Genomic DNA, 25,186 nt, shown 5'->3' with positions numbered 1-25,186 from the left:
GAGTGGGGGCCGGGCAACTGCGCCGGGCCCCCACCACACCTACTAGTTGAGCACTACTTGGTCAGTTCGTCACTGCTTGACGAAGAGGTCCTTGTAGTTGATCGCGCTCATGGCCGCGTCACCCGAGAAGCCGCCGATCTTGGCGCCCGCACCGAAGAGGTCGTTGCGGTAGGCAGTGACGATGTTCGGCAGGTACTTCTGGCCGACCTCCTCGTCGAGGTCACCCCAAGCGGCCGCCTGCTCATCGATCGGCAGCGTGGCGATCTCGTCCATGCGCGCGTCGACCGCCTCGTTGGAGAAGAACGACGTGTTGTAGGCCTGGTCCGTGCCGATCAGCGGCGGCAGCATGGTCGAGCCTGCCGGCCAGTCCGAGCACCAGTTCACCGAACGCAGGTTCAGCTTCTTGTTGATCGGGTTGTCCGGGTCGTCGAAGAGCGCGTAGGCGTCCTCCTGGTACGGGATCATCTCGACGGTGAAGCCGGCCTGCTCGTAACCCTTCTTCTCGGCCTCGGCACCCGCCTTCAGCGTGGGGTCGGAGTCGTCGTAGATGAACGTCAGCTTGTAGCCGGGCTCACCGGCCTCCTCCAGGAGCGCCTTGGCCTTGTCCGCGTTGTAGCTGAACTGCTCATCGGCCGGGAAGAACTCCTTGCGACCCGACATGCCGGGGGGCATCAGGCCCTGGGCCGGGATCCGCGTCACACCGGGGATGTTGCCGCTGGCGAGCTGCACGTTGTTGAAGTCGAACGCCCAGCCGATCGCCTGACGGATCTTGAGGTCGGTGATCTTGGTGGTGTCGGGGGTGCGCGTGCTGATGCACTGACCGGTCTGCTGGATGTAGTTCGCGCCCAGCGCCGCCTTCAGCTCGTTGGCGTCGGTCGGACCCAGGTGGTTGGCGATCGTGGTGGCCGACTCGGAGCTGTCGGACAACATGATCTGGTCGGTCTTCTCTTCGTCCTGGTCGAACTTGAACACCCACTCGTCGGCGTACTGGTGACGAGCCGGGTCGGAGGCCGGGTCCCACTGGTCGTTCTTGACCAGGGTCAGGGACTCGTTGACGCGGAACTCCTTGATCTTGTAGGGACCAGTCGAGAGCGGCTTGCGGCCGTACTCGGGGAAGTCGGCGTTCTTGAGCGGGACCGGGCCGATCGCCATGAAGGTGGACCAGAAGTTGAAGTCCGGGAACGGCTTGCTCGTCCGGACCGTCAGGTCCTGACCGTCAGCCTGGACCGCGTCGCAGTCGCCGCTCTTGGTCGGGCCGGCGTAGTCCTCGGGGCAGTCGACCCAGCCGACCGTGTAGGCCTGGCCGGGACCCGAGGTGAAGGTCTCGGTGTCGAACGAGCGCAGGATCCCGTTCTTGACCTCCTCGGCGGTGACCGGGTCCCCGGTCTCCCACTTGACGTTGTCCTTGATCGTGAACTTCCACTCGGTGAAGTCCTCGTTGGGCGTGCCGAGGTCGGTGGCGATGTCGGGCACCAGCTCCATCTCGCCGGAGTCCGCATTGCGGCGGTACTGCGTCAGCGCCCGAGTGGTGAGGGCCTGCTGGATCGAGTTGCCGAGCACCGACCAGCCGTTGGTCGGGTCGAGGTCTTCCGGACCCGGGTCAAGCGGGATGAGCGCCGTGATGGTGCCGCCGGTGGCTGCCCCCTCGATCTCCGGCGCCGGGCCCTCGGCATCGGCGACCTGTTCGAAGCCGGAACCGGCCTCCTTGAACTTGTCCTTGTTCTCCGAACCGGATCCTCCTCCGCTATCACCGTTTCCACCACAGGCCGCAAGCGTGACCATGGCGAAGCCGGCGACAACGGCAAGCGACTTGGTGCGCTTCATGTTGTCCAGCCTTTCTTTCGTTCGTGCCGCGAAACGGGCGCCCGCGACAACATCTGTGGGGCCTGCCGGGACCGGCAGGCCGTCCCGGTCAGCGCCGGGTCTTGGGGTCGACGGCGTCGCGGATGGCGTCGCCGAGAAGGTTCAAGGAGACCGTCAGGACGACGATCCCGAGCAGGGGCTCCCAGAGGTAGAGGGGGTACTTCTCGAAGTACTTGCTGGCCAGCAGGATCGTCTGACCCCAGGACGCGCCCTGGGTGATGCCGACGCCGAGGAACGCGAGTCCGGCCTCGAGGGCGATGAAGGCGGGCAGCAACAGTGAAACCGACACCACGATCGGCGAGACCAAGTTGGGCAGCAGCTCCTTGAAGAGGATGCGTCGCGTCGGCATGCCGATCACGCGCGAGGCCTGGATGAACTCGCGCTCCCGCAACGAGATCGTCTCGCCCCGCACCAGACGACACACACCCATCCAGCCGAAGAACACCAGGATCCCGACCAGGCTCCACTTCTGGAGCGTCGAATAGAGGTCGGGCTGGTCGTTGAAACGCGAGTTGATGATCGGCGCCGTGATCAGGGCGATCAGCAGGAACGGCAGGGTCAGGAACAGGTCGGTGATGAACGAGACGACCTTGTCGACGACACCACCCGTGAAGCCGGCCACCAGGCCGAGGACGACCCCGATGATCGTCGCGAGCACGGTGGACGTCGTAGCGATGAGCAACGACGTGCGGCAGCCGTAGAGCCAGTAGGCCAGGTTGTCGTTGGCCGTGTTGGGGGACACTCCGAACGGGTGCTCGGGGTCGAAGCCGTGGTTGGGCGGCCCCTTCAGCGGCATGCCGTCACCGAGGAAGTCGAGCTGGTCGGCCGGGTTGCCGACCGTGAGGTCGACGTTGAACAGATCGGCCAATGTGCCGGCGAAGATCGCGATCAGCACGAAGATCATCACGATCCCGAAGCACACCATCGCGACGGTGTCCTTGCGGAGCCGGCCGAGGGCGATGCGCATCGGCGAACGGCCCGCCATCGGCTCCCTGGGTGCGGTCGCATCCTCGACGACCGAGTCCTCCGTGTGCGTGGCCATGACCTCGCCCGCGCCGGGAATCGACATACTCACCTCGTTCAGACGGTGAAAACCGTCTTCAGTCCGTGCCGGGTTTGACCCCGGTGACGCCGTCGGCGCCGAAACGGGACTCTATGTGACACAGACCGCACGGACGATCACCCGCGCGTAACGATCTGGTCTCGACCCGTTCTCCGGCCGGTCAGGAGGACGAGCGAAAAACGTCCCGGACATCACTCCGCCGACGGGACGTCCTTCGCCGCCGGCGCGTCGACGCCGGCTTCCTTGCGCTGCTCCACGGTGATCGGCGCCGGAGCAGCCGTCAGCGGGTCGTAGCCACCCCCGGACTTCGGGAACGCGATGACGTCGCGGATCGACTCGGTGCCGGCCAGGAGGGCGCAGATCCGGTCCATGCCGACGGCGATGCCACCGTGCGGCGGGGCGCCGAAGGTGAAGGCGTCGAGGAGGAAGCCGAACTTCTCCTGTGCCTGCTCCTCGGAGAGGCCCATGACCGCGAAGACCCGCCTCTGCACGTCCGCGCGGTGGATCCGGATCGACCCGCCGCCCAGCTCGTTGCCGTTGCAGACGATGTCGTAGGCGTAGGCCAGCGCGTTGCCGGGATCTGTGTCGAAGGTGTCGGCGTGCTCGGGCTTGGGGCCCGTGAACGCGTGGTGGACGGCCGTCCAGGCGCCTGCGCCGACCGCGACGTCGCCGCTGGCGACCGCCTCGGAGGCGGGCTCGAACATAGGGGCGTCGACCACCCAGGTGAAGGCGAAGGCACTCTCGTCGATCAGGCCGCCGCGACGGCCGATCTCCAGGCGTGCGGCGCCCAGCAGGGCGCGGCTCGGCTTGGTGGCACCGGCGGCGAAGAAGACGCAGTCGCCCGGTGCTGCACCCACGTGCGCGGCCAGTCCGGCCTTCTCGTCGTCCGAGAGGTTCTTGGCCACCGGGCCGCCCAGTTCGCCGTCCTCGGTGACCAGCACGTAGGCGAGCCCCCTGGCGCCGCGCTGCTTGGCCCAGTCCTGCCAAGCGTCGAGCTTCTTGCGGGGCTGGCCGGCCCCGCCGGGCATGACTACCGCGCCGACGTACTCGGCCTGGAACACCCGGAAAGGCGTGTCCTTGAAGTAGTCGGTGCACTCGACGAGCTCGTTGCCCATCCGGAGGTCGGGCTTGTCGGAGCCGAAGCGGGCCATCGCGTCGGCGTACGTCATCCGTGGGATCGGACGCGGGATGTCGACGTCGATGAGCTTCCACATCGCGGCGAGGACGTCCTCCATCAGCGCGATCACGTCGTCCTGGTCGACGAAGCTCATCTCGATGTCGAGCTGGGTGAACTCCGGCTGCCGGTCGGCGCGGAAGTCCTCGTCGCGGTAGCACCGGGCGATCTGGTAGTAGCGCTCCATACCGGCAACCATCAGCAGCTGCTTGAACAGCTGCGGGCTCTGCGGCAGGGCGTACCAGCTGCCCGGCTGGAGGCGTGCGGGCACGAGGAAGTCACGGGCGCCCTCGGGCGTGCTGCGCGTCAGCGTCGGGGTCTCGATCTCGACGAAGTCGTGACGGTCCAGGACGTCGCGTGCGGCCTTGTTGACCTTGCTGCGCAGCCGGAGTGCGTTGTTGGGGCCGGTACGACGCAGGTCGAGGTAGCGGTGCTTGAGCCGCGCCTCCTCCCCGACGTCGACGTGATCGTCGATCGGGAACGGCAACGCGGCTGAGGTCGAAAGAACCTCGACTCCACTCGTGCCAGGGGCCGCGATGACCTCGATCTCGCCGGACGGCAGGTTGGGGTTGGCGTTGCCCTCGGGACGAAGGCTGACCTCACCGGTGATCTTCAGGCAGAACTCGCTGCGCAGGCTGTGTGCCACGGCCTCGTCACGCACGACGACCTGGACGATGCCGCTGGCCTCGCGCAGGTCGAGGAACGCCACGCCGCCGTGGTCGCGGCGGCGCGCCACCCAGCCGGCGAGGATGACGGTCTGGCCGACGTGCTCGGCGCGCAGGGCGCCGGCGTCATGGGTGCGGATCACAGTTCTTGCTCCTTCGTGAGGATCTGCGGGCGTAGGTCCTCGGTGGGTGGGGTCCAGGTGGCGGCATCGGCCGTGACCTGCTCCCCCGTACGGATGTCCTTGACCTCGTGCGCGCCCTCGGCGGTCGTGAACCACACGAAGGGGATGCCGCGCCGCTCTGCGGTGCGGATCTGCTTGCCGAACTTCTGCGGCGACGCCGCGACCTCGCAGGCGATGCCGCGCGCTCGCAACTGTTGCGCCACGACCAGGCTGTCACCACGCGACTCCTCGTCGACCAGCGCGACAAGCACGGCGCTCGGCACAGGCCGGCTGGCGTCGAGCGTCCCGTCGGCGAGCAGCGGGATCAGGGTGCGGGAGACGCCGAACGAGACGCCGACCCCTGGGTACGTCGTCCGGCCGTCGCTCGCGAGCGCGTCGTACCGTCCGCCACCGCCGACCGACTTCAGCCGCTCGTAGCCGTCCATGAAGATCTCGAGGACGGTGCCGGTGTAGTAGTCGAGGCCGCGCGCGATGCGGAGGTTGGCCTCGACGCGCACGTGGTCGTTGACGGCACAGGCGCAGCCGTCGATGACGGCAGCCAGCTCGGTCAGGCCGACCTCGAGCAGCTCGTCCTCGACGCCCAGGGCGCGAACGCGCTCGACGAACGACGTGTCGGAGACGCGGATGGTGGCCAGGTCGAGGCAGCGCTGCGCCTGCTCGGGGGTAGCGCCGGCCTGCTCGACGAGCAACCGTGCCACTTCCTCGGCGGGCAGCTTGTCGAGCTTGTCGATGGCCTTGATCGCAGCGGTCACGTCGGGGATGCCGAGGCCGCGGTAGAAGCCCTGGATGAGCTTGCGGTTGTTGACCTGGAACGACAGCGCGGGCAGGGGCAGGGCGTCGAGCGCCTCGACCATCACCCGCACCACCTCGACGTCGTGGTGGAAGCCGAGCTCGTCACGGCCGACGATGTCGATGTCGGCCTGGGTGAACTGGCGGTAGCGCCCTTCCTGCGGCCGCTCGCCGCGCCAGGCCGGCTGGATCTGGAAGCGCCGGAACGGGAACTCCAGCTTGCCGGCGTGCTCGAGCACATAGCGCGCGAACGGCACAGTCAGGTCGAAGTGCAGGCCCAAAGTGTTGCCGCCGGAGTCGACGTTGGCGTCGTCGGCCTGGTGCCGACGCAGCACGTAGATCTCCTTGTCGATCTCACCGCCCTTGGCGAGCCGGTCGAGCGGCTCGACCACGCGGGTCTCGATGTTGGCGAAACCGTGCAGCTCGAAGGTGCGCGACAGAGACGCGACGACCTCGCGCTCGACGTACCGCTGCGCAGGCAGCAGCTCGGGGAACCCGCTCAGCGGGCTGGGCTTGCTCATGTGGTCACAGTCCTCGGGTGGAACGTCTCGCGGTGCCGCCGTCGAGCAGCTCCTGCAGGAAGGGGTTGGTGGCGCGCTCGCGACCGATGGAGGTCTGCTCCCCGTGTCCGGGCAGCACCACGATGTCGTCGGCGAGCGGCAGCACCTTGTCGGTCAGGCTGCGCAGCATCGTCGGATGGTCGCCGCCGGGCAGGTCGGTGCGGCCGATGGAGCCGGCGAAGAGCAGGTCGCCCGAGAACATCACCTCGGAGACGTCCTGCTCGTCGAACGGCGTCCGGAACGTCACGGAGCCCTGCGTGTGGCCGGGTGTGTGGTCGACGAGGAAGCCGAGGCCGGCGAGCTCGAGGGTCTGGGCGTCGGAGAGCTCGCGTACGTCGTCGGGCTCGGCCCACTCGTAGTTGCCACCGAGCAGCATCTGGGCGGAGTCGGCGGAGATGCCGGCCATCGGGTCGGTGAGCAGGTGCCGGTCGCTCGGGTGGATGAACGCGGTCGCGTCGTAGCTGCCGGCGACCGGAGCCACGCACCACATGTGGTCGACGTGGCCGTGGGTGACGAGTACGGCGACGGGCTTGAGATTGTGCTCGCGGACGACCTCGTCGACACCTGCCGCGGCGTCCTTGCCCGGGTCGATGACCACGCATTCGGCTCCCGGGCCGGTCGCCACGACGTAGCAGTTGGTCCCCCAGGGGCCGGCGGGGAAGCCTGCGATGAACACGGCGTGGGTCCTAGCGCTCGATGTCGGGGTCGTCGATCGGTGGGCCAGCCTACCGAGCGGCAGCCCGGCGTCGAATCGGCATTGACTAGCATGGGCGAACATGAGCGCGCAGAAGCAGTCCGATTGGGGCCGGGTGGCCGAGGACGGCACCGTTTTCGTGAAGACCGCCGGGGGCGAACGTGCCGTCGGCCAGTACCCCGAAGGCACGCCGGAGGAAGCGCTGACGTTCTTCACCGAGCGCTACGCCGCGCTGGAGTTCGAGGTCGGCCTGCTCACGCAGCGCATCGCTTCCGGCGTGCTCAGCCCCGAGGAGGCCGCCTCCTCCGTCAAGACCGTGCGCGAGCAGGTGTCCGGGGCGCACGCGGTCGGCGACCTCGACGTGCTCATCGCGAAGCTCGACTCGATGGGCCCGGTGATCGCCACCCAGCGCGAGGCGCGCAAGGCCGAGCGGGCGCAGAAGACCGCGGAGTCGAAGGAGGAGAAGGAGAAGCTGGTCGCCGAGGCCGAGAAACTGGCCGAGAGCAACGACTGGCGCAACGGCGCCAACCGGCTCCGCGAGCTGCTCGACCACTGGAAGGCACTCCCCCGTCTCGACAAGGCAACGGATGACGCGCTGTGGCGCCGGTTCTCCACCGCGCGTACGGCGTACACGCGCCGCCGCAAGTCGCACTTCGCCGAGCAGCACGAGAAGCGCGACGGCGCCCGCGTGATCAAGGAACGCCTTGCCGTCGAGGCAGAGAAGCTCGCCGGCTCCACCGACTGGGGTCCGACCGCCGGCCTGTTCCGCGACCTGATGCGCGACTGGAAGGCAGCCGGACCGGCCCCTCGCGAGGTCGACGACAAGCTCTGGAAGCGGTTCCGTGGCGCCCAGGACAACTTCTTCGGCGCCCGCGACGCCGCCAACGCCGAGCTCGACAAGGAGTACGTCGCCAACGCCGAGGTCAAGGAGGCAATCCTGGGCGAGGCCGAGATGCTGGTGCCGGTCACCGATCTGGAGGCAGCCAAGAAGGCGTTCCGCGACCTCTCCGACCGCTGGGACGCCGCTGGCAAGGTGCCGCGCGACCGGATGCAGGAGCTCGAAGGTCGCATCCGCAAGGTGGAGCAGGCAATCCGCGGCGTCGAGGACGACCAGTGGAAGCGCACCGACCCCGAGAAGTCGGCCCGCGCCGACGACATGGTCGCCAAGCTCGAGTCCGCCATCGCCGACATCTCCGCCGAGCTCGACCGAGCCCGCACCTCCGGAAACGAGAAGGCCGCGAAGTCGCTGGAGGAGAACCTCGCTTCCCGCCAGGCCTTCCTCGACATGGCCAAGAAGGCGTCGAGCGAGTTCGGCGGCTGACAACCGCCTCACCGGGCGCTCGTTGAGGTGCGAGGAGCGCCAGCGACGAGCCTCGAAACCAAGGCACCCCAGCGCCGCGGACGCGCGCATGTGCCACCGCCATGTCGTTGGTTTCGAGGCTCGCTGCGCTCGCACCTCAACCGGCAGACGGCCTCGGCCGACCACCGCGCCGCTTCGCCAACGCAACCACCTCGTCCAGGTCACCCCTGATCAGAGCCTGCCGCTTGCCTCGTCCCCAGCCCTGGACGCGCTTCTCGAACGCGTAGGCCTCGGCGACGTCGACGAAATCGGCATGCCACACGAGGCGCACCGGCCGACGTCGACGCGTGTAGGCGGCACCCTCCAGAGGTGAGTTGTGCTGGGAGACCCGGCGTTCGAGATCGACGGTGCTGCCGACGTAGTAGGACCCGTCGGAGCACTCGAGGATGTAGGCGTGGGTCATCAGGCGAGCATGACCGTGCGCACCGACAGTCCGTCCTTCGTTTCGAGGCTCGCTGCGCTCGCACCTCAACCAGCGGACCGCCGCGCATGTGCCGCAGCCGCTGGTAGAGGTGCGAGGAGCGCCAGCGACGAGCCTCGAAACCAAGGCAGCCAGCCCCCGGACGCGCGCATATGTCCCAACCCGTCCTTGGTTTCGAGGCTCGCTGCGCTCGCACCTCAACCAGCGGACCGCCGCGCTCGCACCTCAACCAGCGGGCAGGACTACTGCGTGACGCGGTAGGCGTCGAAGACGCCGGGCACGACGCGTACGGCGCGGAGCACGTTGTCGAGGTGCTTGGCGTCGGCCATCTCGAAGGTGAAGCGGCTCTTGGCGACCCGGTCGCGGGTGGTCGAGAGGGTGGCGCTGAGGATGTTCACGTGGGTGTCCGACAGGGCCATGGTGATGTCGGAGAGCAGCCGAGAGCGGTCGAGGGCCTCCACCTGGATGTTGACGAGGAACGTCGACTGCGACGTGGGCGCCCACTCGACCGGCAGCAATCGCTCGGGCTGCTGCTCCAACGCAGCGGCGTTGGTGCAGTCGCGGCGGTGCACCGAGACACCGCCGCCCTTGGTGACGAAGCCCAGGATCGGGTCGGGCGGCACTGGGGTGCAGCACTTGGCGAGCTTGACCCAGACGTCGTCGACGCCCTTGACGACGACACCGCTGTCGCCGCCGCTGGAAGCCTTCGTGCGGCCGCGGGTGCCGGTGATCGTCACGCCCTCGGCGAGGTCCTCTGCGGCACCGTCGTTGCCCCCGTGCAGGTCGATCACGCGGCGTACGACGGCCTGCGCGGAGAGGTTGCCCTCGCCGACGGCGGCGTACAGGGCGGAGACGTCGGCGAGCTTGAAGTGCACCGCGGCCAGCCCCAGCGACTCGTGCGACAGCAGGCGCTTGAGGGGCAGCCCCTCCTTGCGCATCAACTTTGCGATCTGCTCCTTGCCACGGTCGATGGCCTCCTCGCGGCGCTCCTTCGTGAACCACTGGCGGATCTTCGACCGGGCCCGCGGTGACTTGACGAAGCCCAGCCAGTCGAGCGACGGCGCAGCCGTGGCCGCCTTGCTGGTGAAGACCTCGACGACGTCACCGTTGTCGAGCGTGGACTCCAGCGGGACCAGCCGTCCGTTGACCCGGGCGCCGATGGTGTGGTGCCCGACCTCGGTGTGTACGGCGTACGCGAAGTCCACGGGACTCGCGCCGAGCGGCAGGGCCATCACGTCGCCGCGGGGCGTGAAGACGTAGACCTCGGCGCGGTTGATCTCGAAGCGCAGCGACTCCAGGAACTCACCCGGGTCCTCGACCTCGCTCTGCCAGTCCATCAGCTGACGCAGCCAGGTCATGTCGTCCTGGTCGCCGGCCCGGTCCGTGTCGACGCCGTTGCGGCCGTCCTCCTTGTACTTCCAGTGCGCGGCCACCCCGTACTCGGCACGACGGTGCATGGCGAAGGTCCGGATCTGCAGCTCGACCGGCTTGCCCTGCGGGCCCATCACGGTGGTGTGCAGCGACTGGTACATGTTGAACTTCGGCATCGCGACGTAGTCCTTGAAGCGCCCCAGGACCGGGTTCCAGCGCGAGTGCAGCACGCCTAGGACGGAGTAGCAGTCGCGGTCCTCGTCGACCAGGACGCGGATGCCGACCAGGTCATAGATGTCGGAGAAGTCGCGGCCGCCGACGATCATCTTCTGGTAGATCGAGTAGTAGTGCTTGGGCCGGCCGGTGACCTTCGCGTTGATCTTCGCGTCCTTGAGGTCCTGGTCGACCTTGCTGATCACCTCGGCCAGGAACTGGTCCCGCGACGGCGCCCGCTCGGCGACCAGCCGCACGATCTCGTCGTAGATCTTGGGGTGCAGGGTCGCGAACGCAAGGTCCTCGAGCTCCCACTTGAGGGTGTTCATCCCGAGCCGGTGCGCCAGCGGCGCGTAGATGTCGAGGGTCTCGCGGGCCGTGCGCTCCTGCGAGGCCTGCGGCACGTAGCGCAGCGTGCGCATGTTGTGGAGGCGGTCTGCCAGCTTGATCACGAGCACGCGGATGTCGCGCGACATCGCCACGATCATCTTGCGGATGGTCTCGGCCTGCGCGGTCTCGCCGTACTTCACCTTGTCGAGCTTGGTGACGCCGTCGACGAGGTGGGCGACCTCGTCACCGAAGTCGGACCGCAGCTCGTCGAGCGTGTAGGGCGTGTCCTCGACGGTGTCGTGGAGCAGCGCCGCGACCAGGGTGGGCTCGGTCATGCCGATGTCGGCGAGGATCGTGGTCACCGCGAGCGGGTGGGTGATGTAGGGGTCACCGCTCTTGCGCATCTGGCTCGCGTGCATCTTCTCGGCGATCAGATAGGCGCGCTCGATCAGCGCCAGGTCGGCCTTCGGGTGGTTGGCGCGCACGGCCCTGAACAACGGCTCCAGGACGGTGTTGCCGGGCTGGCTGCGGGTGCCGATGCGGGCCAGGCGCGCGCGCATGCCGCGACCCGACTGCGCGATGGGCTCGGCAACCCGCGCGGCCGGCGTGACGGGCTCCTCAGCTGCCTCGGGCGCGCTCTCCCCCAGCTGCGGAGTGGTGACGTCCTTGGCCATCTGACAAGTCTAGTGACGTGCGCCAGTGCGGCCGGTGAGTGACCGGCGTCAGACGGACATCAGCACGGTGAGCGGCAGCTCACCGATCGTGGCGCGGCCGGGCAGGAACGTGAGCTCCATGAGCATGGCCACCCCGACCACCTCGCCACCGCAGGCCTCGACGAGCTGGCGCGTGGCGGCGACGGTGCCGCCGGTGGCGAGTACGTCGTCGACGAGCAGGACCCGCTCCCCCGGTGCGATCGCGTCGCGATGGACCTCCAGGGTCGCCGAGCCGTACTCGAGGTCGTAGGAGACAGCGTGCGTCTCGCCCGGGAGCTTGCCGGCCTTGCGCACCGGCACGAAGCCGACACCCAGCGCGAGCGCAACGGGGGCGCCGAGGATGAACCCGCGGGCCTCCATCCCCACGACCTTGTCGACCACCGTGGCGCCGTTCTCGTCACGCCCGGCTCCGGCAAGCGCGGTGACGACGGCAGCGAAGCCGTCGTGATCGGCCAGGAGGAGGGTGATGTCCTTGAACACCACTCCCGGCTCCGGGAAGTCGGGTACGTCTCGAACCAGTCGTGCCAACGCCTCGCGGGCGTCGATCACGACTTGCCGCGCTTGGACCGCGGCTTGCGGCTGGGCTGGTTGCGGCCGCCCGAGCTGGCGCTGGGTCCGATGGGCCCGCGAGCCTCCGGTGCCACGCGACCACGGCCGGTGGCCTCGGGCTGCCGCGGCGGCGCCGTACGCGTCGGGATGGAGCCTGCCGGCACGACATCCTCGCCGTGCTCGACGTCTCCCGGGTCGACCACCGGGGTGTCCTCGGCATGCGTTGTCGGCACCGAGGCGTACTTGTCGGCGGCCGCCCTCGCACGTGCCTTGGCGCGCTTCTCGGCGAGCACGACCTCGGTCTCGTTGGACTTCAGGTGCACGAGCACGCGCGGCGCCAGGAAGATCGAGGAGTAGACGCCCACAGCCATGCCGACGAACTGCGAGAGCGCCAGGTCCTGCAGGGAGCTGGAGCCGAGCTGCGTCGCGCTGACGTAGAGGATCGCACCGATCGGGATCAGGGCCACGATGCCGGTGTTGACCGAGCGCACCAGGGTCTGGTTGACCGCCAGGTTGGCAGCCTGCGCGTAGGTCTGGCGCGTCTGCCGCATCTCGTGGGTGTTCTCCTTGATCTTGTCGAACACCACGACGGTGTCGTACAGGGAGAAGCCCAGGATCGCGAGCAGGCCGGTGACCGCGGACGGCGTCACCTGGAAGCCCGACAGCGCGTAGACGCCGATGGTGATGGCGATGTCGTGGAACAGCGCGACGAACGCGGCCACCGACATCTTCCATTCCCGGAAGTAGATGCCGATGAAGAGCATCACGAGCACGATGAAGACGGTGACGCCGAGCGCCGCCCGCTTGGCGACCTCCTGGCCCCAGCTGGCGCTGATCTCGTCCTGGGAGATGTCCCTGACGCCGTCGACCGAGCCCTGGATCGCGGTGGTGATCGTGTCGCTCTCGGTCTGGGTGAGCTCCTCGATCTGGACGAGGATGGCCTCGCCCGCGGTCGTGACGATCGGCGCCTCGGCCTCGGGCACACCCGCGCCGGCAACCGCCTCGCGGATGGTGTCGGCATTGGTCTGGTTGACCTGGCTCGTGGGCAGCGACACCTTGTACTGCGTGCCGCCGGTGAACTCGATGCCGAAGTTGAGACCACGCAGCAGCACGATGGCGATGGCACCGACGACCAGCACGAGCGAGATGCCGTACCAGATGGACTTCTTGTGGACGAAGTCGTAGGACTTGCGACCGCCGTAGAGGTCGTTTCCGAGGCGCGAGAACTTGCCCATCAGGCCTTACCTCCCACAGCGGCCGGCTCCATGCCGAGCGAGTCGGTGCTGAGTCCGGACAACTTGTGTCCACTGTTGAAGAACCTGAACTTGGCGAGCCACGACACCATCGGCTTCGTGAACCAGAACAGGATCGCGAGGTCGACCAGGGTGGAGAGACCGAGCGCGAAGCCGAAGCCCTTCACCACGCCGGTCGCGAAGATGTAGAGCACGGCCGCGGACAGCAGCGAGACGACCTGGGCCGCGAGTCTGGTGACCTTGGCCCTCTTCCATCCCGTCTCGACGGCGACCCGCATCGACTTCCCTTCACGCATCTCGTCTCGGATGCGCTCGAAGAAGATGATGAACGAGTCGGCCGTGATGCCGACGGCGATGATCAGTCCGGCGATGCCTGGCAGGGTCAGTGTGAAGCCGGCCGTCTTGCTCAGGAGCAGGACCAGTGAGTACGTCGTGGCAGCAGCCGCCAGCAGCGACGCCACGACGACCAGGCCGAGGCCGCGGTAGTAGAACAGGCAGTAGATCAGCACCAACCCGAGACCGAAGGCGCCGGCCGTCAGGCCGGCGGTGAGCTGGTCACCGGCCAGCGAGGGGCCGATCGTCTCGGTCGACGGGTCCTCGAAGGCGATCGGCAGGGCACCGAACTTCAGGCTGGTCGCCAGGCTGTCTGCTTCCGACTGCTTGAAGTTGCCGGTGATGGACGCCTTGCCGTCGGTGATCAGGCCCCTCATCGTCGGCGCGGAGATGACGTTGCCGTCGAGCACGATCGCGAACTGCTTCTCCGTGCCGTAGAGCGTCTGGCTGATCGTCGTGAACGTCTTGGTGCCGGCCCCGTCGAACTGGAGGCCGACACCCCACTGCGTCTGCTGCTGGTTGGGCGCCTCGGTCGCGGCGTTGTCGAGCGCGGTGCCCTCGATCATCGTCTTGGAGAGCAGGTACTTGAAGCCGTTCTCGTCGCAGGTGATCAGCGGCTTGGCGGGGTTGTCGTCGACGACGGGGATCGCGCCGCCGGCCGGGCAGGTGAAGTCGTTGAACTTCTGCGTCCACTGGGTGCCGGGGTTGTCCATCCACTCGAGCGGCTTGTCGACTGAGGCCTCGCCACCACCGTCACCGGTGCCGGCACCTTCACTCGCACCTTCACCGGGCACGACGATGGTCGAGTCGTCGGACGGGGCGGTCGGCTCACTGGCCGGTGCGCTGGGGGACGGCGACTCACCGTCGGCCCAGGCGTAGGGGGCGCGGTTCTTGGGGGTCGCCGTGGGCGACTCGGTGGGCTGGTCACTCGCCTTGCCGCCGGGCTTCTTGGTCGGCTTCGGCGTTGGCGTCGGGGCGAGCACTCCGCTGCCCGGGGCGTCCGTGGTCGTGGGGTCGGTCGGCTCGGCGGCACCGGCGGCGCTCTGGGCGGCCAGGGCCACGAGCCGGAACCTCAGCTGCGCCTGACGCTCCACCGTGTCGACGAGGTCGCGCCGGTTCTTACCCGGGATCTCGACGACGATGATTCCGTTGCCCTCCTTGACCACCTCGGCCTCGCTGACACCCGAGCCGTTGACCCGCTGGTCGATGATCTTGCGGGCCTCCTCGAGGTTCGCGGCGTCGGGATCGCCCTTGGCGATCAGCGTGATCCGGGTGCCGCCCTGCAGGTCGAGCCCGAGCTCGGGCTTCCAGGCGCCACCGATGGCGACGAGGCCGAACAGGATCGCCAGGCCGGCGAAGTACGCGACGAGGGTGCGACCGGGACGATAGCGCTTTGTCCTGCCCGCCATATCAGTTCTCTTCCGTGTCGTGCGGCGGTTCGACGTCGTCGGTGACCGGCGCCCGGTCGACCGACGCGACGGCGCCGCGCGCCGCTTCGACGATGACGCCGTCAGCGATCTGCACGTGCACGCGGTCGTCGGTCGTCGCGGTGATGACGCCGTAGATGCCGGCGCTCAGCATCACCTTGTCACCGGTGCTGAGCCCGGACTGGAGCTGGGCGATCTGCTTCTGCCGACGCGACGCGGGGCGCACGATCAGCAACCAGAAGATGAGGGCGATGGCCGCGATGGGCAGCAGAGTGGCGAGCGACTCCGGCACAGAGAGTTCCTAACGATCACGACGGTGGGTGGTGGCCACCAATTGGGCGGGGATTCCCCGCACAGGCCGACCAACGGAGGAGTGTACGCCGCGTCACAACGCGGTCGGTGACCTACTCCTCGAACAGCGTGGCGTCGCCGATGCCGGCGCCCGGGGGTACGGCGAGTCCGAGGTGCCGCCAGGCGGCGGGCGTGGCCATCCGCCCACGCGGAGTGCGGGCCAGGAAGCCACAGCGCACCAGGTAGGGCTCGGCGACCTCCTCGACCGTCTCGCGCTCCTCGCCCACCGCCACGGCCAGCGTGGAGACGCCGACCGGACCGCCGCCGAAGCGACGGCACAGCACGTCGAGCACGGCCCGGTCGAGGCGGTCGAGACCTGACTCGTCTACCTCGTAGAGGTCGAGCGCAGCCCGGGCCACCTCGAGGTTGACCACGCCGTCGGCCCGCACCTGCGCGAAGTCACGCACCCGGCGGAGCAGCCGGTTGGCGACGCGCGGTGTGCCGCGCGATCGGGAGGCGATCTCGCTGGTGCCGTCGGGGCGGGCGTCGACTTCGAGCAGCCCGGCCGAACGCTTGACGATCCGGTCGAGCTCGTGGGGCTCGTAGAACTCCAGGTGCGCGGTGAAGCCGAACCGGTCGCGCAGCGGACCGGGCAGCAGACCAGCGCGGGTGGTGGCACCCACGAGCGTGAACGGTGGGATCTCGAGCGGGATCGCGGTGGCACCGGGGCCCTTGCCGATGATCACGTCGACCCGGAAGTCCTCCATCGCCATGTAGAGCATCTCTTCGGCGGGCCGCGACATCCGGTGGATCTCGTCGACGAAGAGCACGTCGCCGTCGTTGAGCCCGGAGAGGATCGCGGCCAGGTCGCCCGCATGCGTGATGGCTGGACCGCTCGTCAGTCGCAACGGCGTCGACATCTCGTGCGCGATAATCATCGCCAGCGTCGTCTTGCCGAGACCGGGCGGCCCGGACAGCAGCACGTGATCGGGTGCGCGGCCGCGCTGACGGGCTGCTTCGAGCACCAGGCCGAGCTGGTCGCGTACCCGCGTCTGACCCACGACCTCGTCCAGGCTGCGCGGGCGCAGGGCCGCCTCGACGGCTCGCTCGTCGCCGTCGGCATCCGCGACAGTGAGCGAACGGAAGTGCTCGTCCTCGGCGGCGTCCAGGTGGTCGTCGTACACGGGTCTAGGCCTTGCTCAGCGTGCGGAGGGCGGCACGCAGCAGCGCACTGACATCAGGCTGGTCACCCGCGTCGTCGGCGACGGCGTCGACGGCCTTGTCGGCTTCCTTGGCCGACCAGCCCAGGCCGACCAGGCCCTGCTGCACCTGATCGCGCCACGTCGCTGCGACGACCGGGCCGCCGCGGCGGATGACGTCGGCCGGCGCACCGAGACGGTCGCGCAGCTCGAGGATGATCCGTTGCGCGCCCTTCTGCCCGATGCCCGGCACCTTGGTGAGGGTCGGGACGTCCTCGGATGCGACCGCTCGGCGGAGGTCGTCAGGAGGCAGTACGGCGAGCATCGCCTGGGCGAGCTTGGGCCCGACACCGGACGCCGTCTGCACGAGCTCGAACGTCGCCTTCTCGTCGTCGTCGAGGAAACCGAACAGGGTCAGCGAGTCCTCGCGCACCACCATGCTGGTGGGCAGGGCGGCGCGCTGGCCCGTGCGAAGCGTGGCCAGGGTGCCGGGGGTGCACATCAGCTCGAGGCCGACTCCCCCGACCTCGACCACCGCCGAGTTCAACGTGACGGCGGCGACCTCTCCACGGACGAACGCGATCATCGGATGCTGCTCCTCGAGTAGGCGGCGACGCTGCGCTGCTGGCGAGCCAGGGCCGCGTCGATGCGGGCCTGGGCGCCACCGCGCCAGATGTGGGTGATGGCCAGGGCGAGCGCGTCGGCGGCGTCGGCCGGCTTCGGCGGGGCGTCCAGGCGCAGGATGCGGGTCACCATCGCGCCGACCTGCGCCTTGTCGGCGCGGCCGCTGCCGGAGACGGCGGCCTTGACCTCGGACGGCGTGTGCAGCGCGATCGGCAGCCCGCGACGAGCGGCAGCGACCAGGGCGATGCCGCTGGCCTGGGCGGTGCCGATGATCGTGCTGGAGTCGGAGCGCGCGAAGACCCGCTCGACGGCGACGGCGTCGGGTGAGTACTCATCGAGCCAGGCGTCGATGCCCTTCTCGATCGTCACGAGTCGCTGGGCGACCGGCTGGTCGGCCGAGGTGCGGAGCACGTTGACGTCGATGAGCGTGAGCGGTCGGCCGACCTCACCGTCGACGACGCCGATGCCGCACCTGGTCAGGCCGGGGTCGATCCCGAGCACCCGCATGTGGCCGCCTCTCGTCCGAACGTGTGTTCGGTCCCACGTTAGGCTTGCTCCATACTCACCGGGTCTCGACACGCCGGTCAGGACCTCGCAGGCTCCGTCGTGCGGATCACTCGACCACCATCAGCTCTGCCTCGCGAGTTCGGCAGTGCTAGTCGTCGTCGTCGGAGAGCTGCGCCATCACGTCGTCGGAGACGTCGGAGTTGGCGAAGACGTTCTGTACGTCGTCGAGGTCCTCGAGTGCGTCGATCAGGCGGAACACCTTGGCCGCGCCGTCGGCGTCGAGCTCGACCTGCATGTCGGGCACGAACGACGCCTCGGCGGAGTCGTAGTCGATGCCGCCGGCCTGGAGCGCAGTGCGCACGGCCACCAGGTCGGTGGGCTCGGACACGACCTCGAACGCCTCGCCGAGGTCGTTGACCGCGTCGGCGCCGGCTTCGAGCGTGGCCTCGAGCACGTCGTCCTCGGAGACTTGCTTGCCGTCCTGGTCGACCGGCACGATCACGACACCCTTGCGATGGAAGAGGAACGACACCGAGCCCGGGTCGGCCAGCGAACCGCCGTTGCGGGTCATGGCGGTGCGCACCTCCATCGCGGCGCGGTTGCGGTTGTCGGTGAGGCACTCGATGAGCATCGCGACTCCGGACGGGCCGTAGCCCTCGTACATGATCGTCTGGTAGTCGGCGCCGCCCGTTTCGGCACCGGACCCGCGCTTGACCGCTCGGTCGATGTTGTCGTTGGGCACCGACGACTTCTTGGCCTTCTGGATGGCGTCGTAGAGCGTGGGGTTGCCGGTGATGTCACCACCGCCCATCCGCGCGGCGACCTCGATGTTCTTGATCAGCTTGGCGAACATCTTGCCGCGACGGGCATCGACAACGGCCTTCTTGTGCTTCGTGGTCGCCCATTTGGAGTGGCCGGACATGAGCTCTCTTCCTACGACTTCTGGGACATCTGGTCGGTTACCAGGGACACGAAGAGCCGGTGGATCCGGGCGTCGTTCCCGACTTCGGGGTGGAACGACGTCGCCATCAGCGGGCCCTGGCGGACCGCGACGATGGTACCCGCGGCCGGACCGCCCTCGACTCGGCCCAACACCTCTACGTCCGCACCGGCTCTCTCCACCCAGGGTGCGCGGATGAAGACAGCGTGCACGGGTGCGTCGAGCCCGTCGAAGTCGAGGTCACCCTCGAACGAGTCGACCTGCCGCCCGAAGGCGTTGCGCCGCACCGTGATGTCGAGGCCGCCGATGGTCTCCTGATCGGCGGTGCCGTCGAGCACCTTGTCGGCCAGCATGATCATCCCGGCGCATGTCCCGAAGGCGGGCATGCCGTCGCGCACCCGTTGCCGCAGCGGCTCCAGCAGGTCGAAGATCCGGGCCAGCTTGTACATCGTGGTCGACTCGCCGCCGGGCAGGACGAGGCCGTCGCAGCGCGCGAGCTCCTCAGGACGTCGTACGGCGAGAGTCTCGGCACCCAGGGAGCTCAGTGCCGCGAGGTGCTCGCGGACGTCGCCCTGAAGGGCGAAGACGCCGATGGTCGGGAGGGGCACGGCGCCAGAGTAGACAGCCCGGCCGGCCCGCCGGCTACTGGGCGGAGCCGTAGTGGGCGGTGATCGCACCCGGCGTGAGGGCGGTGTTGTACACGGCGACCTCGTCGAGGACGCCCGCGTAGTAGTTCGTGCCGGTCAGCAGCCGGCCGAAGTTGATGGCGGACGCGCTGGTGAGCGAGAGCGTGCTCCCGGTGGCGCTTCCGGCCGCGGCACCGTCCACATAGAGCGCCAGGGCGCCGGAGGCCCTCGTGCGGGTGAACACCACGTGGTGCCACGCGCCGTTGTTGTAGCCACCCGTGGTCGAGACGATGGACACGTCCGGCGTGCCCACTCCGGCCACGACCCGACCGTCGGCGCGGAGCGAGACACCGAAGTCGTTGGCCGAGCCGGTGATCTGGGCATCGACGAGACCGGCGCCCTGCCACCACTGCGTGCCTGTGCCGATGCCCTGGGTCGACTTGAACCAGAACTCGATCGAGAAGTCGTCGGCGACCTGACGGTTGACGCTGGCGAAGTCGTTGACCCCGTCGAACTGGGCGGCGGTGCTCGCGTCACCGGCGATTGCACCCGAAACGCCCAGCACAGGACCGCTGAGGTAGTCACCGCTGTTGGTGCCCTTGGCGTCGACCATCGCCGGAGTGGTTCGGAAGTTGTCGAGGTGCATGCCCGTGGTGTCGGTCACCGTAGTCGCCGAGGAGCCGTGGAAGCCGAGGGCGAGGCCGCCCCTGCCGGCGGCGCCGATGCCGGCGTCGGTGACCGCGACAACCTGCACCCCGTCGACGAGCACCCGGATGGAGGCGCCGGTCATGTCCAGGGCGAGTCGGTACGTCGAGCCGACTGTCAGCGCCTGGGTCGCGGACTGGCCCAACCAGGTCCAGGTGCCGTTGACCACTTTGTACAGGATCCAGACCTGGGTGGTCTGCTCGTACCGGGCGTAGTAGTAGGTGCCGTTGACATTTGTCGTGTCGAGCCGGCCGACCACGCCGGCCATGTCGTTCGTAAGGTTGGTCGCGACGTATATGTCGGTCTCGACGATGTAGTCCGCGGTGGCCGGGACACCGGAGGCGTAGTACAACGCCCCCATCGTGCTGGTGCCAGCCTTGCGGACTCGTCCGCCGGCGGTGATGGTCGCATCTGCAGAGGAGGCCGGGTGCCTGGTCCACGCCGCGGCCATCTCGCCGGTGCGGTTCTGGAGCAGCGCCCCGGTGGCGCCGGTGAAGCTGTCCGACGACGTGGTGGCCTCGCCAAGGCGGTACTGGTTGACCAGGCTGGTCGAGGAGCTGACCGAGCCGAGATAGGTCGGCCAGACCTTGACCACGTTCGCGCTAGTGACGGCCTGCTGGTTGCCCACGTTGTCGGAGACGAGGTAGCGGTACTGGTAGCAGGAGTTGCGGGTGACCGGGTCGGCGAAGGGTGAGCCGGGGTTGGTGCCGCCCGTGACCGTCGCGAACGTCGTGAACGTCCCACAGGTGCTGTCCGTGAGCGGCGCGGAGGCACGCTGCAGGACGCGGGTCCCGAGCCCTGACTCGGAGTCGGTGCCCGCAGTGAAGCTCACGCTGACCGTCGTGTTGCTGGTCGCGCCGTCGGCATAGCTCAGCGTGCCGCCGCTGGGCGCGACGCCGTCCGCGGTAGGCGTGAAGGGCGCGTTGGCGGAGACGCCCCCCGCGTGGTTGGTCGCGGTGACGTTCCTGGTGCCGGGAGCCGACGGGGGGGTGCTCCAGGAGTACTTGACATTCGCGCCCACCAGCGCGGCGGTCCATCCGGTGCCGAGCTGGGGGAAGGTGCGCACCGAGATGCCCGACGTGGGGTCGGACGTGGTCGCCGCGACCTGGAACTCGCCCGACGCCGCGCCCGAGCGGTAGTAGACGGTCGAACCCGTGCCGCTCCAGTAGGTGTTGATGAACGACGAGAACGTCAGGACCGGAGGCGCGGGGGGCGTCGTGTCGACCTTGATGTTGGGGCTGGTGTAGACGCTCGTGTTGCCGAACCCGTCGGCCACTTCGTACTCGTAGCGGTAGCAGGCCTGGTCGGCGACCGGGTCGGTCGCGGGCGACGGGGGGTCGCTCGCGACCACGGCGTAGCCCGTGAAGGTGCCGCAGGCGCCCTCGGTGGTCCCGTTGGTGGTCAGCGGCGCGCTCGACCGGCGCAGCTCTGCGCCTGTCGCCGCGACCCCGCTGGGGTCGGTGCCCTTGGCCAGCACGAGGCTCAGGGTGGTCGAGGTGGACCAGCGGCTGCCCGTGCCGGCCAGCCCGCTGGCGTCCACCGAGCCTCCGGTGGGACCGGCCTGGTCCGCGACGGCTCCCCCGAGCTGGTAGTGCTCGGTGACCGTCGCCTGCGACAGCACCGAGGTGTAGAAGGCGACCTCGTCCATCCACCCGTTGAAGTATCCGCCGGAGTTGCCGTCCGAGGGGTTGATGATCGCGCCGATGCCGAAGCCGTAGCGGTCCATCACCGTGTTGCGGGTGGCCTGCTGGGACGGGAGGGAGACCCCGTCGATGTAGATCGTCAGCGAGGTGCCGTCGTAGGTCTGCACCACGTGGTGCCAGCCGCCGTCGTTCAGGCGGTTCGCGAGGGCGAAGACCTTGTCGTTGCCCGTACCCGAGCCCCAGGCGGTCATCGAGCCGCCGCCTGCGTCGAGCCACAGCGCGAACTGCTGGGAGGTGGCCACGCTGCCGTAGCCGAAGAGCACCTGACGTGCGGTGCTGGTGGTCTTGATCCACGCCTCGATCGACCGTACGCCCGCGCCGGCCGGGAGCCCCGTGCTGTTGGTGACCTGGACGTGGTCGTTGACGCCGTCGAAGCGGGCCGCGGTGTTGCTGTCACCGGCCAGGGCACCGGCCTGGCCGAGGGTGGGCCCGTTCTCGTAGTCACCGGGGTTGCTGCCCTTGCTGTCCGCGGCGCGCGGATAGGTGGACGGGGTGACCTGGAAGTTGTCGAGGTGGACGCCGGTGGTGGCGGACTTGGTGACCGTCGCCGTGTCCGAGCCGTCGATGATCCCGGCCTTGCCGGGGGCCGTGATGGCGGTGTCCGTCGCGGTCACGGTCAGGACGCCGTTGACGTAGAGCTTCAGGGAAGTGCCGACCATCTCGAGCCGGACGCGGTAGGTCTGTCCGGGCACGAGCGGGGCCTGATTGGCGACATAGCCCGGGTAGGTGACCGCACCGCCGTTGACGACCTTGCCGATTCTCCAACTGGCGTCTGCCTGCTGCCACCGGGCGAGGTAGTAGGAGGTCGAGCTCAAGTCGAGTCGTCCGATGACGCCCACCATCTCGTTGGCGAGGTTGGAGGTGACGTAGAGATCGGCTTCCACGGAGTAGTTCGCGCTTGCGGGCGTGGCGGTGGAGTACGTGCGCGTGTAGCCGGAGCCGCTGCGATAGACCCGGCCCGCGGAGCTGAGCGTCTCGGTGTTGCCTGAGCCGCCCTGGAACGCCCACGCGGCGCCGACCTCGCCGACTCGGTTCGTCAGCAGAGTGCCCGACGCGCCGGTGAAGGAGTCCGAGGAGGTCAGGGTCGCTACGGGCTCACCGAACCGCCACTGGCTCAACAGACCGGGCGTGGTGCCGACCGAGGTGGCGTAGTCGACCTTGGCGACGTTGGTGCTGGTCGCGGTCTGCGTGTTGCCGACCCTGTCGCTGACGACGTACTGGTACTTGTAACACCGGCCGGCGGAGAGGTTGGTGTCGGCGTACGGCGAGGTGGGCGCTGCTGACCCGATGTTGACGAAGCCGCCGAAGGTGCCACAGGTGCCGTTCGTCAGCGGCGCGCCCGCCCGCTGGAGCCGCGCGCTGCCGGCCACGACACCCGAGGCGCTGTCGGACGCGCTGAAGGTGACGCTGACCGAGCGTCCCGTCGTGGCACCGTTGACGTAGTCGACGGAAGCGGTGGGTGCGGTCGGGTCGTTGGCGAGGGTGAGGGTCGCGGCGGCGCTGTTGCCCTTGACGTCGCGTCCGGTGACGACGACCTGCGGGGACGAGGTGGTAGCGGCCGTCCAGGAGAACACGTCGGACACGAACGGTCCGCCGCTCGGCGTCGAGACGGTGGATCCGGTGTGGGTGAACCCCGTGGTCGTGCCCGACAGGTTGCCGGTGGTGCTGCTGGCCGGGCCGGAGTGGGCATCGATGACAGCGTTGGTGACCCGGAAGCTTCCGGCAGCGGCACCGCGGTAGTAGACCGTGTTGCCTGTCAGCGAGGCGCCGCCGGTGACCGAGGACAGGGAAAGGGCGTTCGTGGGTGGCGTGGCGTCGATGTCGACCACGCTGCTCAGCGCGCTCTCGGCGCCGCGCCAGCTGGTGCCGATCACCGGGGTGACGGTGTAGCGCCACGAGCCGGTCGGCACGATGTTCTCGGTGCAGGTGGTCGCGGCGACGGTGCCGGTGCACGCGCTGAGGATCGTCTGCTGCGCCGAGGTGACGGCGTCGTAGCGGCGGATGAGGTAGCCGGACACCGCCTGGCCGTTGGCCAGGGCAGTCGCGGACCACGAGACGGTGACCGAGCCACCGCTCGCGCTTGCCGTCGGGGTCGCCCCGGCGTTGACGGTCGTGGCGGCGGCGGCCCCGGTGCCACCGGCCGCCGGCGCGACACTCCAGTAGCTCCACGCAACGGCGCCCCCGATGAGGGACACCGCGAGCATCGCCACGAGCAGCCGGCGCATCAAGGGCCTGCCCGCAGGTAGAGGGTGAAGGAGGCACCCTGGCAGGCATCCTCCGCGCCGGTGCCCATCGACAAGGCCCCGGCCAGGGTGAGGGTCACCGACGCGTTGGCGGGGACGTTCCAGCCGCTGCCCCCGTTTGTCTGGGTCGCGTAGGACAGGGCGGAGGTGCCGCATCCCGAGTGCCCGGCGTCGACGGCGAAGCCACTGACGCCGCGCGTCGTGTCGAGCGCGAGGGACTCCAGGCGCACACCGAGGGTGTTGGGGTTGGCCACGGTGACCACCACTGCGGACTGGCCGCCGGGGTAGACGGCCGAGACCGGGGTGCCGGGGCTGAGGGTGAGAGCTTGGGTGCTGCCGGTGGAACCCGACGCGGCGCCGGACCCGGCACCTCGCCAGTAGGTCCACCCGACCGACGTGGTGCCTGCCAGGACGAGGAAGAGCACACCGACGATGAAGATCGCCCGCGATCGCTGTGTCATGTGCCCCTCCTCTCCCCCACCCGCGGAAGGGTGATGGGCCGGCCGGCCGGCCGGCGCATCACCCTTCGCTCCGGACAGATCAGGCGATCGCGTAGGCCAGGTTGACGGTCGCGCCCTTGCACTGGTCCTGGTTCGTCGCCTTGTTGTTGAACTGGATGGTGGCACCGGTCCACGCGCCCTGCGCGGTGCCGGCCGGCACCTGCGCGCCGACGGTCATGGTCGCGTTGGCGAGCGTGTAGTCGGTCGCGTCACAGGTCCCGGCGACCGCGCCGGCGGCCTTGACGACCGAGGCGATGCTGGCCGTCACGGTGGCGACGTAGACCGGGCCGCTGTTGGAGTTGTTGAAGTTGCCGCTCAGCGGCTGCGCAGTCGCACCCGGCGCGAGGTTGCTCACCGTGCTGGTCTGCACGGCGGTCAGCGCGGTCACGGCGGTGGCGGTCGACCCGGTGCCGGTGCCCGAACCGGTGCCGGTCCAGTACGCGAACGCCGCGCCACCGACCAGTACCACGGCGGTCGTGAGGAGCGCGACCTTCTTCTTCCTGTTGGGCTTCTTCTCGTTCTTGGGGGTTGTGATGCTGGCCATGCAGTTCCACCTAGTCGTGGTCGGGAGGACATTCCCTCGCCGAAACGGTGACCTGAGCGACGATGTCGCGTCCGGTCCTTGCCTGGAGCATGGCGGTTGTCGAGCCCCCGGGGGCGAGAACTGGAGAAAGGGGCGCGAAATCTGACCGATCGGATGATTAGCACGCCCTGGCCAGCTTGGCCATCGTGGTCGACTCTCCGCCGGGCATGAGCCGGACCGTCGCACCTCGCGAGCTCCTCGGGACGTCGTACGGCGCAGGTCGCGGCGCCCAGCGTGCCGACATCGCCGTGACAGGCGAGGCCCCGACGCTCGGCTGCGGCAGCCGCCAACTCTGGGGACGTGCC

General features: G+C 68.9%; 20 protein-coding genes. 1 reads left to right on the top strand and 19 read right to left on the bottom strand.

Annotated elements, in window-relative coordinates; translation table 11 throughout:
* Positions 1–69 precede the first annotated feature (69 nt).
* From H4Q84_RS23055 to H4Q84_RS23035, 5 genes are all read right to left on the bottom strand, one after another.
* Positions 70–1,824 carry an ABC transporter substrate-binding protein gene (locus H4Q84_RS23055; RefSeq protein ID WP_248581380.1) on the bottom strand — a complete coding sequence of 585 codons (1,755 nt, stop codon included), beginning with the start codon at positions 1,822–1,824 and terminating at the stop codon, positions 70–72.
* An 88-nt stretch (positions 1,825–1,912) separates the two neighbouring features.
* Positions 1,913–2,932, bottom strand: a complete 1,020-nt coding sequence (locus H4Q84_RS23050; protein ID WP_248581379.1) for an ABC transporter permease — start codon at positions 2,930–2,932, stop codon at positions 1,913–1,915.
* Positions 2,933–3,117: 185 nt separating this feature from the next.
* Positions 3,118–4,908: an aspartate--tRNA ligase gene (gene aspS / locus H4Q84_RS23045; protein WP_248581378.1), complete on the bottom strand. Its 1,791-nt coding sequence runs from the start codon at positions 4,906–4,908 to the stop codon at positions 3,118–3,120.
* Positions 4,905–6,257 (bottom strand): histidine--tRNA ligase, encoded by a 1,353-nt coding sequence (gene hisS / locus H4Q84_RS23040; RefSeq protein ID WP_248581377.1) that lies wholly within the window; start codon positions 6,255–6,257, stop codon positions 4,905–4,907. The genes aspS and hisS overlap by 4 nt, the downstream gene beginning before the upstream one ends.
* Positions 6,258–6,261: 4 nt before the next feature.
* Positions 6,262–6,972 (bottom strand): MBL fold metallo-hydrolase, encoded by a 711-nt coding sequence (locus H4Q84_RS23035; protein WP_248581376.1) that lies wholly within the window; start codon positions 6,970–6,972, stop codon positions 6,262–6,264.
* 100 nt (positions 6,973–7,072) lie between these two features.
* On the opposite strand from H4Q84_RS23035, the gene H4Q84_RS23030 reads away from it, so the two are divergent.
* On the top strand, positions 7,073–8,311 hold the full coding sequence (locus tag H4Q84_RS23030; RefSeq protein WP_248581375.1) for a DUF349 domain-containing protein: 1,239 nt from the start codon (positions 7,073–7,075) through the stop codon (positions 8,309–8,311).
* A 136-nt stretch (positions 8,312–8,447) separates the two neighbouring features.
* Here H4Q84_RS23030 and H4Q84_RS23025 read toward each other — a convergent pair whose 3' ends face one another.
* From H4Q84_RS23025 to H4Q84_RS22960, 14 genes are all read right to left on the bottom strand, one after another.
* A complete protein-coding gene (locus H4Q84_RS23025) occupies positions 8,448–8,753 on the bottom strand; it encodes a GIY-YIG nuclease family protein (protein ID WP_248581374.1) in 306 nt (101 codons plus the stop codon).
* A gap of 260 nt (positions 8,754–9,013) precedes the next feature.
* Complete coding sequence (locus H4Q84_RS23020) at positions 9,014–11,245, bottom strand: bifunctional (p)ppGpp synthetase/guanosine-3',5'-bis(diphosphate) 3'-pyrophosphohydrolase (protein ID WP_248583712.1); 2,232 nt, start codon at positions 11,243–11,245, stop codon at positions 9,014–9,016.
* A gap of 162 nt (positions 11,246–11,407) precedes the next feature.
* Positions 11,408–11,947, bottom strand: coding sequence for an adenine phosphoribosyltransferase (locus tag H4Q84_RS23015; RefSeq protein WP_248581373.1), 540 nt, complete (start codon positions 11,945–11,947; stop codon positions 11,408–11,410).
* A complete protein-coding gene (gene secF, locus H4Q84_RS23010; protein ID WP_248581372.1) occupies positions 11,944–13,182 on the bottom strand; it encodes a protein translocase subunit SecF in 1,239 nt (412 codons plus the stop codon). The genes H4Q84_RS23015 and secF overlap by 4 nt, the downstream gene beginning before the upstream one ends.
* Positions 13,182–14,942, bottom strand: coding sequence for a protein translocase subunit SecD (secD, locus tag H4Q84_RS23005; protein WP_248581371.1), 1,761 nt, complete (start codon positions 14,940–14,942; stop codon positions 13,182–13,184). The genes secF and secD overlap by 1 nt, the downstream gene beginning before the upstream one ends.
* A gap of 1 nt (position 14,943) precedes the next feature.
* A complete protein-coding gene (gene yajC / locus H4Q84_RS23000) occupies positions 14,944–15,252 on the bottom strand; it encodes a preprotein translocase subunit YajC (protein WP_248581370.1) in 309 nt (102 codons plus the stop codon).
* Between the two features lie 112 nt (positions 15,253–15,364).
* A complete protein-coding gene (ruvB, locus tag H4Q84_RS22995) occupies positions 15,365–16,420 on the bottom strand; it encodes a Holliday junction branch migration DNA helicase RuvB (protein WP_248583711.1) in 1,056 nt (351 codons plus the stop codon).
* Positions 16,421–16,439: 19 nt separating this feature from the next.
* Complete coding sequence (gene ruvA / locus H4Q84_RS22990; protein ID WP_248581369.1) at positions 16,440–17,036, bottom strand: Holliday junction branch migration protein RuvA; 597 nt, start codon at positions 17,034–17,036, stop codon at positions 16,440–16,442.
* Positions 17,033–17,581, bottom strand: coding sequence for a crossover junction endodeoxyribonuclease RuvC (gene ruvC, locus H4Q84_RS22985; RefSeq protein WP_248581368.1), 549 nt, complete (start codon positions 17,579–17,581; stop codon positions 17,033–17,035). The genes ruvA and ruvC overlap by 4 nt, the downstream gene beginning before the upstream one ends.
* 148 nt (positions 17,582–17,729) lie before the next feature.
* Positions 17,730–18,503, bottom strand: a complete 774-nt coding sequence (locus H4Q84_RS22980; RefSeq protein WP_248581367.1) for a YebC/PmpR family DNA-binding transcriptional regulator — start codon at positions 18,501–18,503, stop codon at positions 17,730–17,732.
* 11 nt (positions 18,504–18,514) lie between these two features.
* The gene (gene pdxT / locus H4Q84_RS22975; RefSeq protein ID WP_248581366.1) at positions 18,515–19,129 is read right to left on the bottom strand and encodes a pyridoxal 5'-phosphate synthase glutaminase subunit PdxT; all 615 of its coding nucleotides are present in this window, start codon (positions 19,127–19,129) and stop codon (positions 18,515–18,517) included.
* A 34-nt stretch (positions 19,130–19,163) separates the two neighbouring features.
* Positions 19,164–23,780 (bottom strand): LamG domain-containing protein, encoded by a 4,617-nt coding sequence (locus H4Q84_RS22970; RefSeq protein ID WP_248581365.1) that lies wholly within the window; start codon positions 23,778–23,780, stop codon positions 19,164–19,166.
* Entirely contained in the window at positions 23,780–24,259 is a 480-nt protein-coding gene (locus tag H4Q84_RS22965; RefSeq protein ID WP_248581364.1) for a hypothetical protein, read from the bottom strand. The genes H4Q84_RS22970 and H4Q84_RS22965 overlap by 1 nt, the downstream gene beginning before the upstream one ends.
* Before the next feature lie 79 nt (positions 24,260–24,338).
* Entirely contained in the window at positions 24,339–24,842 is a 504-nt protein-coding gene (locus tag H4Q84_RS22960; protein WP_248581363.1) for a hypothetical protein, read from the bottom strand.
* Between the last annotated feature and the right edge of the window lie 344 nt (positions 24,843–25,186).

Origin of the sequence: Nocardioides sp. InS609-2, assembly GCF_023208195.1 — a bacterium.
Taxonomy (GTDB): domain Bacteria; phylum Actinomycetota; class Actinomycetes; order Propionibacteriales; family Nocardioidaceae; genus Nocardioides.
The sequence above is the reverse complement of the archived record's forward strand: the minus strand, read 5'-3'. Positions and strand labels throughout refer to the sequence as shown.